Raw genomic sequence first — 13,092 nt, 5'->3', positions numbered from 1 at the left:
TTAAGTTTTGGTTAGCGCATTTTTTACAAAGTGGATAACAATGGTGCTGACAAAAGCCGTAGCAATAAGATAGGCCGATGCCTTTAGCAAGGTCTGATCGGTAAGGGTGACGGTGACCTCAGTTCTAAGACCATCCTCATCTACCAGGGCATCTAAGTAATCTTTCACTGCTAATCCGGTTTTTTGCTGTGCCATATTATCGAATGATTTTTTGTTGGTGAAGCGGAGCATCTAGTTTTAGCCTTTCGTAGGTGGCCTGATCCAAAGCATCGGTTTTCAGGAATCGTTTCATCTGTTTTTCGGTTTTTTCATCCAATAAATCGGTGACTTTACCGGTCCAACCGTAATTTCTGAGCAGCCATACTTGTAGCTTGGCCACTCTTGGACCTTGACTGCCTAGGCGTAAAGGGAAATCGTCATTGGGAATCCCATCTGTTTCTGTATCCTCTTCCGGCTCATCAGTATAGTAGTTATCGGTGGTAGGTACTTCTTTTGGAGAGACAATAAAAGCAGCGGTTGATTTTTTCCTAGTTGCCAGTAAAGATTCGAGTTCGGCTACTGGATCCGTTTGAACGTTTTGATTCAGCCAAAAGCGAGCTAAAAGACTTGCTCCGAGGGTGCCTCCCAAAATACTAAGCATTACGATTTGTGTTTTTCTATTCATACCTTTTGTTTTAGTGCCTCTACATCAGTTCTATCGAAAGAAGCTTTTCCCAATTTGGCCTGAGCTGCTTTCAGCGTAAGGACTCCAAAGCGGCCATCGATACCGTCAATGGCCGAGCCGAAACTTCCCAAAACTGCTCCTAAAGATTTTAAATGCCTTTGTATGATTTTGACATCCGGGTGGCAAGTGCCAAAGGTGAGCGGATAACTATTGCTGGTACAGCGGAAATAGCCGGTGGGATTATCATTAGTGGAATTTGGAGCTTTTCGTTGAAGGGGTGATTTTTTAGCTCTATTGATAAGTAGGTAAATCCCTCCGGAAAGCATCAATAATACACCTATCACTAAGCTGGTCTGCTGTATATTTTTATTCGCTTTGGGCAATGCTTTTTTCATTTCAGGCAATTCTATAGTCCGCTAATTTTCGCACCGGCTCATGCACGTATTTTTCCATTTCTTTGGAAGAAAGAAAGCCATTCAAATACTCCCACATATCGGTTTTGTACAATTGCCAAAAGGCTTGGGATAGGTTGGCTACTTGCACCTTGTCTTTTAACTGTTTGGCAAAAACACTGGCTACGGCCTGTTCATTATCATTGCTATACCAGGCTCCCTTAGCTGCTTTAATTTGCTTTGCCAGCAACTTGGCTTTTTCGGTGTTTAACGCTAGTATTTTTCGGGGAGCTACCCACTCCAGTACATCTTTAGCGTATTGCATATCAAAAGGATCTTGCCAGTTGGGTTCGGTAACGACTGCGGTGGAGGTAGGCTTGGTAGTCATATCAGGCGCAGGATTTCCCTTTACATCCTGTAAATTCCTTTGTGTTTTTCTTTTCGGATGCCACCAAAGCAGATAGGCACCGGATGCCAGCACAAGGGCTGCACTACCGGCAAAAATCCAAACTTGTCCATTTGTGTTTTTCATAAGGTGCGATAATCTGGTAGGGTACTTACAATTTGCAATACGGTTTTGACCTCAGTTGTACTTAGCCGGTCGTTCAGCTCATCAATTAAGTTGGCTTTGTAATTGGTCTGATAAGCTCCCGATACCTGGGAGACTTGCGCTTTATCTTTTAGGTTTCTAAATACAGCATACACCTTGTTTTCATCATCCCCCAACCAGGACCAGGAACTATGAATATCTGCGGCATATCGTGCTGCGGCATCAGGCTTTAGCAATAGAAGCTTATTGCGAACTTTATCTTTCAGGTCTTCTACATAATGGATGTCGAAAGCTTTTTCCGCCAGCAGTCCGGCAGTGGTTGGGTTTAATCGTTGATTGATGGCTTGCAGCAATTTGGAAGCGAGTTTATCCTTGCGTCTACGAACGATATTGCCATACACCGAAATCAATAAACCGATACCAGTAATGGAGCCTATAATTTTTATCTGCTTGGTATTCATAATTAGTTTTTAATGCCGCCAGCCAGGGTCGCTAATCTGGTTTGTGGCAGAGCTAAACCGGCAACATCAGTTAGGTCCGCATTTTTAGCAGAGTTGACTAAAATGACAATCACAAGGATCAGCACTCCAGCCAAAGCCAGGGGAATACCAACCGAAAGAATACCAGTCAGTCGCTTACCTAAGCCCAATACATTATGCCCAATTTGTGACATATCGGCCACGGCTCTGGTGGCGGTATTGGAGACATCAATATCATTTTGCTTCAGCCAGCGATAGAATTCCGGATTAGCCGTACAACTGGCCGAACCGTTAGCCTCCCAAGTGATGAGCCAAATGAGCCGGGCATTTTCCCTGCCGACTTCTTTACGCAGCTGCTGAAAGTAGGTTTTCCAAAGCTCGCAAGGGCTACTCTTTTCGGGAATGAAAAAGCTTTTCTTATCGATTTCAATGGCGGCCATATCGCATTAGGTTTTGAGCAACTGTTGGGCTTTCAGCAGAGATTCACTTTTGGAAAATCCCTGCTGCTGGAAAAACTGGGCCAGGCGTTGGCGCACCTTGGCCTCCTTGCGTTTGGTCTCTTCCTTATCAAAATTGACGTAGATCTGGCGACCGATCCAAAATCCGATGGCTAATACAATGACGGTTTTCATCTTTATTATTTTGTTTGCATGCTGGTGATTAATGAGGGTTGTTGCTGGTAATGACTGATAAAGTCGATGATGTCTTTGGCTCTCTGCAAGTGCTGTTGCTCTAGCGGAACATCAAAAAAGCGGAACACCTTAGTAATGGCATACACCGCTTCAATGGAAGGGAATCCGACATCCAGGTAATAGCGCAATCCGCAGAGATCAGCTTCCTTTTCGCTGCGGGTATTGTTGAAATAATGGCATCCCTCGTGCGCCAAGATGGCTATTCGAACCGGTATACTAAATTGTTGAAACTGGGATCTGGATACCTGTATGTAAGGCATCTGCCGGTGAATGCGGGCCGGAGTAACCAATTGCTTCCCAAAAACATCGCGGATGCTGGGTTGATAGTGGATTAAAAATTCCTGCTTGGGGCTGGGATAATAGTTGGGCGGTAGGTATCCTGCTTTCTGGGCAAAACGTATGGCAAAGTCCATAAACCGGTGCCGCTCCGAACTGGCCCAAACGTCTTTTTTTTCCAGTTTTTCCAATTGGAAATCAATAAGATCGAAGCCCATATCTTTTTCATTTCCTTTTTCAAAAAGTGCCAGGTTTAGATGCTTGGAGCTGATCGGCATCGGAATAGATAAATGCCTGATTGCTGCCCCATCGGTAAAGCTTTCCGGTTTAAACGACACCTTTCTTTTAAAATAAAAAGTGTTGGGCCGGTTGGGATCAAAAACGGCCAACCCCAATGACAGTGGATAATGCGCTCGTATGCTGAGCTTAATGCAAAATCGTTTTTCTTTCACTGGAATCGGAATAACCATAGCCTACGCCTTTTGCTTGTTCACATACATCACATATCCCAATCCGGCCATGCCCAATAGCAAAGCTCCGCCAATGATGAACACACTGGTCGGAATGCCTTGCTGCCTGTATTCAGCCTCAGTACTAGCTAGGCTGATAGTATAGTCTTCCGGAACCTCTTCACCTTTGCCAAATAGCCGGGTAATATTATCAATGGTTCTTCCTAAACCTTCTGCTCCACCACCTTCCTTAACGTTTTTACCTAGGTTGGCCCAGAAATCTTTTCGCTTTTGCCTTTTGGCTGCTTTCTCTTCGGCAGAGAGTGGTTTTTTCTTCTTAAAAAAGAGGAATTGATCATAGCCATCGTAGGCAGCTACTTCTCCTTCTTCTAAGACAGAAACCGATTGATATTTTTCCAAAAAAGCATCCGGATCAAGATCTGGTGTGCCGACAAATATGAGTGCCATGTCTTTTGGTTATTTAGCTGCGATCATCGCTGGTTGAATACTTTTTTTGATCTCAGCAGTACAAGCAATATTCCACCCACCACAACTACGCCACCCACAATAAGCAGGGGCATTGTTTTTATTCCGGCTTCCTGCTGCGGAGGGGCAACTACTACTGGTGCCGCTGCTGGAACAGGAGGATTGGCATAACGAGGAATCATTGGCCCCGCTACGCCCCGGTCCGCGATAGATGGATCAAAAGGTTTTGTGTTTATTGGACCTTTGGGCTGTGGCGGTGCTGGTGGAGGCGGAGGTGGCGGTGATTCAAAACCTTGTTGCATAAGATTGGTCTCGGTGCGAGTACGCTCAATTTCGGCTCTGCGTTCATCATTTTTTAACCGCTTTTTTTCATCGCGTAATTTGCGTTTTTCTGCCCTTCGTTTCTTACATCTGCGGCCACACAAAAAATGATCGTAATCGTGGGGAGCTTGTCCGGATAAGCCAAAGTTATTATAGGTAAGATTCATGTTTACTTCATTTAAGCGATTCTAGCTGGTGTTCGTCGTTTTAAGAGTAGCAGTAGTCCCAATCCAATGACCGCGATACCACCGGTAATCTGTAGGAGCATTACCTTGCTTTTATGGGATTGCTGCTTGGCCAATTGATCTGCGGCCATCTGCTTTTTCATGCTTTGGTAGGCCAATACATTGGAAAAGGCTTGGGATTGGGCTTCTTGCTTATAGTAGCGGTTTTTTTGCGCCTGGGTGAAAATGTTACTGATATTGCCTATAGCTCCAGCAATAGCGGAAATGGGATCGGTAGGTACCGGCATACTGCCATTAAATCCATCAAAACGCCCTGCTTTTAATCGCAGGTGAATCAGCCGAGCCAGGTCATTTTGAAATGCTTGGTCATTTAATTCAATGGCGTTAATAAGTTGTTGGATGAGCATTTTTTCATCCCATTGCCCCGGTACAGGTACCTCATGGGCTGCTAATAAAGCTGCTACATCTTCGGGGAATTCACCCACTAGGATACCTACCAACGCCAGTATACCATTCACATCAGCGGGAAATATGCTGCTCTTTTTAGCCATGAGCTTTGGTTTGCAGGGAAGTGCCAATCAATACCCCGGCCAAAATGGCAAGTCCCAGGGCAACTAAAATGTCATTGGCAAAATGAAATAAGCCAGGCTTTTCCTCGGCCTCCTCAGCAGCAAGAGCAGCCCCTTGTTTTTTGCGTTGACGTAATTCATTCCATACCATCTGCACTTCTTCTTCCAACTGCTTATCGCCCGGTTGTTCTTTTACCTTTTCGTTGAGATTCTTGTAGTAGCGTTCCAGGTCAATCGACCCCATATTCATGAGATGATCCAGGAAAGTGCCTTTATCCCCAGTTAACTCAAAGGATTGATGGCCGCAAGCCATACATCCACAATCTTTTTTCTGGTCTTCCACTTGTAGGATAGCTTTGCGGTCGGGATGCAGTCGCACCAATTTTTCAATAAATGCTCGGCCTTGCTTTTTGATAAGTAGTTTGGTTGCCTGACAGAGTTCGCTTAGCTTTTTTGGAGGTTCGTATCCTGCCTCGTGCAGCAATTGGCTTACTGCTTGGGGATTGTTATAGACAATGTAATCGATCCTGTTTTGTGGTCTTTTCATAATACGCGCTTGAAATGCCGGTTAAAAAGCAGCCAAGGCTCTCAAAGCCCTGGCTGCGAAATAGGAAGCGTATGCCGAGCATTACGGTGCTCAACTTCTTGGCCTTCTCACAATACGGCTGGGTGGCCTGCGGGAAGGTATGGTTTGTCTGGGTACCGGTGCCGGTCGAGCGGGCAAGCCGAATGCCGAAGTTGGTCTTTTTCGAAGCAGATCCAGTTGCGGTAAACCCGTGGTTCGCGGTACGGTAGAAAGTTCGGCCACATTATTGCCTTTGAGCAGGTTACCCATATTGGCTCTGGCTTTAATGGTAAAGGTGAAAACGACTGTGGCTCCGGCTCGAATGGTAAAGCGCAAGGAATCCTGGCCAGTGACATCCATTTCGAAGTTGTTGTCGTCCACCAAATTATTGTCAAAATTTTGGGGTGAACTGGCGTTCCGAGGTTGATACACCCGAGCGGTTATGGAACCGGTAGCCGTTTTGCGGGTAATCTTTAATACATTGTCAAACTGCAAGGGATCGGAAACGGACATTTTCATACCCGCAATCTTAAAAGGGTGGGCTTTGCTTTCTTCCCGCACCTCTTTGTGGGAGCTTTCGGCTACCGACACTTCTACGTCTTGAGCTTGTGGAGCCTCTTCATTTGCTCCAAACAAAATGGCTTCGGCATCGTTCGTGGAGCTGTTCTTAATAATTAGCGTTAGGGTTCGATCATTGGGATCGATCCGGCCAATGGAGGTAGATTGATAATTGTTAAAAGCATATGGATTGGCTCCGTATTCTCCCCAGCCGGGCAGATAGTCGTAGCCTTCCTCGTAATCTTCATCGTAGTACACGTCTTCATTACCTTCAAATCCGGTAGCGAAATTGTCGAAGCGGCCTTCGGCTTCTTCTTGGTAACTCATTAGTTCATCATCATCATGTCTCATTTGTTTTGTATTTATGGTATTACAGAATCCTCCTTACTTGGAGGTACCTTCTTTAATTTTTGCGGTGGCTTCCTTTTTTTCTTGCAGCTTCTTTACCGAAGGCGCAACCAGAAGCGTCCCGATGACTATGCCCAATGCCAAAGTACCGGCACAGTATAGGATGGGTTCCCATGCGATATCTTTTCCTTCTGCCATGTGTTATTTTTTGGTTTCTGAATGTAATAGGAGCGTTTGGTGACTCTTGAGTAGCTAAGTTGGAGGATGGGAGGGGAATTTCCTTGGGGAAGTTTTGGTGTGGGGTGGGAATTAGATTATATTTTCTTTTTAGAAAAATAATATGTTGAGCATCCACAAATACTATTGATTTTAAATAATGCGTTTTGAATATTATATTTTAAAATATACATAAACTATATCGTAAATACTTGAATCAAAGAAACTTAGGGTGGGGTTTTGCGTATAAACTAAGCTATGGTTACTAATTGGTTAAATAGGGCTTCTAGAAATCCATCTGTATATGCTTTTACAGTGGTGGATATGAGTGAAAAAATCCAAATAGATGATTCAATAAAATCTTATTTAGGAGAACAGACTCTAATTCAGTATCGAAGCCTTGAATGGCTCAAAAAAAGATATGGGAATGAAAGCTCCACAGTATTATGCGAGTATTTGAGAAACAATGTTTTTCCTTCAACTACTAATCAGATTACAAAAAATGTTAGACAAGGCGACTTCGGAGAGATTTTAACAACTTTAGTTGTTGAAGAGTTTAAGAATTTGAAAGTCCCTATTTCAAAGCTTAGATATAAATTCAATAAGGATAGATCTGTTTTTTGTACAGATTTAATATCTCATAATCAAGGTAATACAATTACAGATATAACTTATTATGAAGTAAAAACCAGAATCACCTATTCGGATGACATTGGAGTTAAAGCTTATGAGGGGCTATTAAAAGATGAGAAAAAACCAAATGAATCCATAGCTGATTTTTTAGACCGTTACTATTTTGATCAAGCTGAGATTTATTCAGCGGCGGGAGATGTAACTAAAGCGAATGAATATTATTCAATTGCAAAGCAATTCGGGGACCTTGTGAAAAATCCTACTAATTTTAATAGGAGGTTTGAAATTATCATCATCATGGAAACCTCAAAATTCAAAGAGGATATTTTGACTCAACTTAACTCATTGTCACTACAACTTTCACCATTAGAAGTTACAGTGGTACTTGTTGATAATTTAAGCAATTTAGTATCAGAGGTATTTACCAAAGCAGAAAAAGTAGCCGAAAGTCAAGTTCTCACTACCTCGCCTTCTCCTAAAAATATTCCTGTATGACCAGAAGTGAATATTTTGAAAGTATAGAAAATTCTCTTATTCAAACTTTAGATGGGACTAAGTTCGATAACCACACAAAGCAAATGTTTGCTTGGAGAATTGGGGCCAGATTCAATAGGTCCTATGATGAAGAATTCATCTGGCAAAGAGCCCTCTATCTATCGAGCAATGCCTGTAGACTTTTTCAAGTTGATCTTACCAGTGATATTGCCTTAAAAGCTCTAAAAACTAGTGCGGAAATTTATGAGTATTTGAGCGCGATTTCTGAAAAGTTTGACAAAGATTTTTGTTACATCCTTTCAGCATTATGTTATGACATAGCAGGATATCAAGCGAATGCCCTATGCATGATGAGAAGTTTTTTGGAAAGAAATCAGAATAAGTTTTATTCTATAAACCCTGGAGGAGAAAGCATAAATTCAAGTCTCAATGATGAAAATTATATTTTATTTCATGTCCAGCTAATCCTATTGAAGCAGATTCCGTTTGCTTTTTTAACTTACAAAAGAAGCTCTTCCTTAGAGAATGATGACGTAACTAAAAATGAAGATTTACTTGGGATTTATTTGTTCGATAAGGCAATCTATTCTTGGTATGAAAATATACTCAAAGGCGCAGAATCCTCTTTTAATGATCATATCCGTGATGCTTATCGATACTACTTATATAAGGGAAACGTTTTTGTTTCTCAAATTTTACAATTGCTTTCTTGTCGGTTCGATAAATACAATGAAAGATCAATTTGGAAAACTTTATCACCTCACAGTACTTCCAACAGCTATGTATGGTCGAAGTACATCAAGCTTTTATCAAATGATTTTTATAGAAGGTTTAAGATAAAATCTCCGAAAGACAGAAGATCAACTTTTGAATTCTGGGTTTCCCAAATGAATGCTTTTCAGCAAGGCATTTTATTAGACCAAGAAAGTTTTATAATTCAGATGCCTACAAGCGCAGGAAAAACCTTTATTGCTGAAATTGCAATTTTAGATTGCTTGCTTAAATATCCAGATAAGAAATGTGTATATGTAGCTCCTTTTAGAGCCTTAACTAATGAAAAAGAAATAGAGCTTTCCAACAATTTATCCAAAATTGGTTATTCGGTGTCCTCTTTATCTGGTGATTATGAACTAGATGAGTTTCAGAATTTTATTTTGGAGACAACCGATGTTTTAATTGCAACGCCAGAAAAGCTTGATTTGCTTTATCGATTGCAAAATGATTATTTCAGCGAGGTTTCAATCTTAGTAGTGGATGAAGGACATATTATCGGGGATTTAAATGAACGAGCTGCTTTGTTAGAATTTTTAATAATTCGTTTGAAAAGAAAACTACCCCATTTAAAAATACTATTTATTTCGGCTGTTATGCCCACTGAAAATAGCGTAGAGTTTTCCAAATGGATTAGTAAGAAAGATTCAAACGTGATCAAATCGCCAATATTTGTCGATAACGAAGTATGGCAACCTACACGAAAAATCATTGGAAAATTTAACTGGATCTCCAAAGATTCAAGTCGAATTACATATCCCAAAAGGGATTTTCAGGAAGATAATAATAGTTCAAAAATTCCTGCATTTGTTGTTAATCTAATTCAGAGGAAAAATATCGGAAGAAGGAAATTTCCCAGCACAAGTCATAGGGGGCAAACTGCGGTTGCTTTAGCATATAAATTAAGTGAAAATGGTAATGTATTAGTTTTTTGTTCAAGACCTGATTGGGCTTTAGCAGTCTGCCGAGCATTTCTCTATCTCTACGAATCTATCAGTCGGGCAAAAGAAGAAATTCTTCCTTATTTCAAGGAAAATCTGAATTCTGAATCCTTTTTTAATGCTCAGAGATGGCTAGGAGGTGAAAGCCCAATTACAAAATGTCTGAAGATAGGAGTTGGAGTGCATTTTGGTGACTTACCTGAGCCTGTGCGAAAATCGGTTGAAAAAGATTATAGAAGTGGGAAATTAAGAGTTTTAATATCGACAAATACAATTGGGCAAGGGTTAAATTTCCCTATAAAAAGCCTGATTATTCACTCCTTGGACATTAACCCAAAGGAAGACTTAAAAGTGGAAATTAGAGATTTTTGGAATATTATCGGCCGAGCAGGTAGAGCAGGTAAGGAAACTGAAGGCCAAATAATTTTTTTAGCGTTGAATGAAAAAGACGAGGAAAGATTCGAAAGCTATACAAATATTGATAACATTAAAAGGGTCGAAAGTATTTTTAAGATACTTGTTCAATTACGGGTGTCTATTGGTCAAGATGATTTTGACAACTATTTAAAATTGTTTTCTGAACCCTATATAATGAGCATGCTTGTTGAAGAAGTTATTGATACAGAAGATCAAGCCATAGTTGAAGAAATCATTGATAACAGTCTATTTAACGCCCAGCAGATTGACATCACGCCATTGCGGACTGGTTTTTCAACGGTCGTTCAGAGAATAAGGACAGATGTGAGTGAGGTTGAAAAGCTAAAAGCTTTTGCATCAAATGGGTTCAATATTGATAGCAATTTAGCTTTAGAAAAAGCAATAAATGATGACTTGGAAGAATTGCAAACCATTATCAATGAAGATAATTACATAGAGTTGATAAGTTTCATATTAAAGTCCTTTGATCAGGGAGGAATACAAGAAGTGCACTTCGGGGAAAAATTAGAAGGCTTAAATGGGCAAGTATCTATTTTGAACGATTTAATAATTAATTGGATAACCGGTGAGAGTATTGATGCACTTTATGAAGTTTGGGTAAAAAGTGTTCCAACGGGACTCCAGACTCGGGAGAAGTTATTCGTTTTTCTTTCTCAGGGTTTGAATTACAGGCTTCCTTGGGGAGTGACGGCATTTATTATTGTTTTGAAATATTCTCTTAAGATATCTTTAGAAGATTTACCATCTAATATTCAGGCTCTTTCAAGTTATGTGAAATATGGAGTTGACGATAAACTTGCATGTTTTGCCCTTTCTCTTGGAATAAAAAGCAGAGAACTTTCAAAAGAAATTGTCGAGAAATATGACGGTTCTAGAAATTATCAAAATTTCATGAACTGGTTAACAAATTTGACAATTATCGAATTAAATACTTGGGATCTTCATCCGTTTGATAAAGAAAATTTACTCGATGTAATCTTAAAATTCAATACAAAGCGGTTTAAGGTTGAGATTCCAAAAAGCTTCGAGTTCAGAATAAGAGGTACTTACTTTTCGGCAGAGGCCCAGACAAATTCTAAAGATGTTAATGTAGGTGATAATCTAAACTATTTGAGAGATGTAGAAAATGAAGTGGATCCTTTTGCTATAAAGATATTCAAGGGTAGTAATTTCTTAGGCTATGTGCCTAGAGAATTCTCAAAACCTCTATCCGTTGAGATTGATTTGAATGAGAAAAAGTATTCTATAGTCGTTATGTCTTCAACGGCTAAAACTGGAGCATCGAATAATGACATTCATGTTTCGATGTCGGAAATAGATAATTAGTATCTAGAACCTTGTTTGACAGGTGGAGTACTGGAGTTTATTTTTAGTTTCAGCAAGAGGATGAATTTCAATTCCGATAGATAATCTTCTCAAATTCATTGCCACCAAATTTGTAGTTCCAGACCCCATAAAAGGATCCAAAACCACATCCCCAGGTCGAGTAAAAAGCTTAATAAACCAAGCAGGTAATTCATCCGGGAAAGTAGCACTATGCCCTTTATTTTTGGTGGTAGTAGCAAAATGTACCACATTGGAAGGGTAAACCAACGCACGATTTTTCCAATTAGCCGTTTTGATGCCAAATCCACTGCCTGTTTTTGAAAACCGCAAGCTTTTATCCCGTTCCGAAAGATTTTTCACTCTATCCCTGGTGGCTTGACTGGCGGGTACCATCATGGCATCTTGGTACATATTGAATTTTCGCTGCTTATTAAACTGCAATAGTCGTTCCCATCCATCTCTAAATCGATTGGGCCATTTACCCGGATAGCTATTCTTTTTATGCCAAATAAATTCTTCGGTCCACAACCAGCCTTGCTCTTTCAAAGCCAAAATGAGCTGAAGAACATACGGATGCCGTTCTCCATTGACCACTTTTTCTTTGATGTTGAGCATAAAGGTGCCGGTGGGTTTTAGCACTCTGAACAATTGTTGAGAAATCGGCAGAAACCAGTCTACATATTTATCCGGAGCAATGCCGCCATAGGTTTTCTTTCTCTGATCGCAATAAGGAGGAGAAGTAAAGATGAGATCAATGGAGTTATCGGGAAGAGTTTTCAAAACTTCTTTGCAATCACCCGAGTATAGTTTGGGGCGGTATTTTTCTAGGAGGGATTTTGTCATTTAACGCAAGAAAGGCATATAGTCTGAAATGAGTTTGATAATCGCCTCATTGCGATTTTTGTAGATGGGAGTATTGTTGAAGTCTCGTTCAGAAAGCATCATTTTTAGCTTTCGACCTTTTTCCTGGTCAATGTACTTTTTGCAGGCTTTGATAAAAACAGCTTTACCACAACCCATGATGGTCTGCTGGCGCATATTGACATACAAGAAAAAACTCTTTCGCTTTTTAAATTCCGGTTCACTGATCTTACCTGAGCCAAAAGCTTGCATGGCCAATTCATATTGCTGATCTATGATGATTTGGGCAATGCGCACCAGATGATATTTAGGTATTCTATCCCGATAGCGGGTGACATCGTCGACCTGATGATGGAGGCGAAGCCAAGTGCAGTTTTGCCATTCGGAAGTGGTAATCTTGGCAATGGACTGATGGGTAAGCAGTATATCCAAGCCCTTATGCCGGACGGTGCATAGTGCCCCAATCATAGATTGCCCTTTGGCCCCAGTCATATAGTGGTCAATATCATCTAATACAAGCAAACCATTGCGGTAGTACCGCAGTATTTTTTCAACCACTTCCCGTTTTTGCTCATCATCCATCGGGCTACCATTTTTATTAAAGGGGCGAATCCTACGAGCAGTTGCTTTCGTCAAGGCTTGCAAATGATCCGGACTAACGGTACGAAATTCCGGATAGTCATCATCATTGGTATCGAAGGCTAATACCTTTCTGCCCTTTTTATGGGTATCCGGATTATCTTGCATGTAGCGTTTAAGTGTAATGACAAGTCAACTTATACTACGAGCTGCTAGGTGAGACGGATGCTGCATTCGGTACATATCAATTGGTTTTAAATTGCCAATTCCTTGATGTGATCGATTATAGTTATACTCC

At 40.7% G+C, this 13,092-nt stretch carries 18 protein-coding genes; 2 read left to right on the top strand and 16 right to left on the bottom strand.

The genetic code is table 11. The features are described 5' to 3' along the window. From CRP01_RS38640 to CRP01_RS42600, 14 genes are all read right to left on the bottom strand, one after another. Complete coding sequence (locus CRP01_RS38640; RefSeq protein WP_099155463.1) at positions 1–195, bottom strand: hypothetical protein; 195 nt, start codon at positions 193–195, stop codon at positions 1–3. Position 196: 1 nt separating this feature from the next. After that, positions 197–664: a peptidoglycan-binding domain-containing protein gene (locus CRP01_RS38635; RefSeq protein WP_099155462.1), complete on the bottom strand. Its 468-nt coding sequence runs from the start codon at positions 662–664 to the stop codon at positions 197–199. Then, a complete protein-coding gene (locus tag CRP01_RS38630) occupies positions 661–1,059 on the bottom strand; it encodes a peptidoglycan-binding domain-containing protein (protein WP_099155461.1) in 399 nt (132 codons plus the stop codon). Before CRP01_RS38630 ends, CRP01_RS38635 begins: the two co-directional genes overlap by 4 nt. A 1-nt stretch (position 1,060) precedes the next feature. Next, a complete protein-coding gene (locus tag CRP01_RS38625) occupies positions 1,061–1,588 on the bottom strand; it encodes a hypothetical protein (protein ID WP_099155460.1) in 528 nt (175 codons plus the stop codon). After that, positions 1,585–2,067: a hypothetical protein gene (locus CRP01_RS38620; RefSeq protein WP_099155459.1), complete on the bottom strand. Its 483-nt coding sequence runs from the start codon at positions 2,065–2,067 to the stop codon at positions 1,585–1,587. Before CRP01_RS38620 ends, CRP01_RS38625 begins: the two co-directional genes overlap by 4 nt. Before the next feature lie 2 nt (positions 2,068–2,069). Next, positions 2,070–2,525: a hypothetical protein gene (locus CRP01_RS38615; protein WP_099155458.1), complete on the bottom strand. Its 456-nt coding sequence runs from the start codon at positions 2,523–2,525 to the stop codon at positions 2,070–2,072. A 6-nt stretch (positions 2,526–2,531) separates the two neighbouring features. Then, positions 2,532–2,717, bottom strand: a complete 186-nt coding sequence (locus CRP01_RS38610) for a hypothetical protein (protein ID WP_099155457.1) — start codon at positions 2,715–2,717, stop codon at positions 2,532–2,534. 5 nt (positions 2,718–2,722) lie between these two features. After that, the gene (locus CRP01_RS38605; protein ID WP_099155456.1) at positions 2,723–3,523 is read right to left on the bottom strand and encodes a hypothetical protein; all 801 of its coding nucleotides are present in this window, start codon (positions 3,521–3,523) and stop codon (positions 2,723–2,725) included. Positions 3,524–3,526: 3 nt separating this feature from the next. Further along, positions 3,527–3,970, bottom strand: a complete 444-nt coding sequence (locus tag CRP01_RS38600) for a hypothetical protein (protein WP_099155455.1) — start codon at positions 3,968–3,970, stop codon at positions 3,527–3,529. A 23-nt stretch (positions 3,971–3,993) separates the two neighbouring features. Beyond that, on the bottom strand, positions 3,994–4,476 hold the full coding sequence (locus tag CRP01_RS38595) for a hypothetical protein (RefSeq protein ID WP_099155454.1): 483 nt from the start codon (positions 4,474–4,476) through the stop codon (positions 3,994–3,996). Positions 4,477–4,487: 11 nt separating this feature from the next. Beyond that, the gene (locus CRP01_RS38590) at positions 4,488–5,045 is read right to left on the bottom strand and encodes a hypothetical protein (RefSeq protein WP_099155453.1); all 558 of its coding nucleotides are present in this window, start codon (positions 5,043–5,045) and stop codon (positions 4,488–4,490) included. Then, entirely contained in the window at positions 5,038–5,610 is a 573-nt protein-coding gene (locus CRP01_RS38585; RefSeq protein WP_099155452.1) for a hypothetical protein, read from the bottom strand. The genes CRP01_RS38590 and CRP01_RS38585 overlap by 8 nt, the downstream gene beginning before the upstream one ends. 90 nt (positions 5,611–5,700) lie before the next feature. Continuing rightward, positions 5,701–6,537 (bottom strand): hypothetical protein, encoded by an 837-nt coding sequence (locus CRP01_RS38580; RefSeq protein WP_099155451.1) that lies wholly within the window; start codon positions 6,535–6,537, stop codon positions 5,701–5,703. Positions 6,538–6,570: 33 nt separating this feature from the next. Next, the gene (locus CRP01_RS42600) at positions 6,571–6,732 is read right to left on the bottom strand and encodes a hypothetical protein (RefSeq protein WP_170110730.1); all 162 of its coding nucleotides are present in this window, start codon (positions 6,730–6,732) and stop codon (positions 6,571–6,573) included. A 276-nt stretch (positions 6,733–7,008) separates the two neighbouring features. Between CRP01_RS42600 and CRP01_RS38575 the strand changes: the two genes are divergently transcribed. Both CRP01_RS38575 and CRP01_RS38570 read left to right on the top strand, forming a co-directional pair. Further along, positions 7,009–7,878 carry a Hachiman antiphage defense system protein HamA gene (locus tag CRP01_RS38575; protein WP_099155450.1) on the top strand — a complete coding sequence of 290 codons (870 nt, stop codon included), beginning with the start codon at positions 7,009–7,011 and terminating at the stop codon, positions 7,876–7,878. Continuing rightward, positions 7,875–11,354, top strand: coding sequence for a DEAD/DEAH box helicase (locus tag CRP01_RS38570; RefSeq protein ID WP_099155449.1), 3,480 nt, complete (start codon positions 7,875–7,877; stop codon positions 11,352–11,354). The genes CRP01_RS38575 and CRP01_RS38570 overlap by 4 nt, the downstream gene beginning before the upstream one ends. A 3-nt stretch (positions 11,355–11,357) precedes the next feature. Here CRP01_RS38570 and CRP01_RS38565 read toward each other — a convergent pair whose 3' ends face one another. Together CRP01_RS38565 and CRP01_RS38560 are read right to left on the bottom strand one after the other, a co-directional pair. Continuing rightward, complete coding sequence (locus tag CRP01_RS38565; RefSeq protein WP_099155448.1) at positions 11,358–12,197, bottom strand: DNA-methyltransferase; 840 nt, start codon at positions 12,195–12,197, stop codon at positions 11,358–11,360. Beyond that, positions 12,198–12,962 carry a hypothetical protein gene (locus tag CRP01_RS38560; protein WP_222845924.1) on the bottom strand — a complete coding sequence of 255 codons (765 nt, stop codon included), beginning with the start codon at positions 12,960–12,962 and terminating at the stop codon, positions 12,198–12,200. It lies immediately after the preceding gene. Positions 12,963–13,092 lie beyond the last annotated feature (130 nt).

This window comes from Flavilitoribacter nigricans DSM 23189 = NBRC 102662, assembly GCF_002646595.1.
In the GTDB taxonomy this organism is placed as follows: domain Bacteria; phylum Bacteroidota; class Bacteroidia; order Chitinophagales; family Saprospiraceae; genus Flavilitoribacter; species Flavilitoribacter nigricans.
Note: the sequence above shows the minus strand (reverse complement) of the source record. Positions and strands in the feature narration are given on the sequence as shown.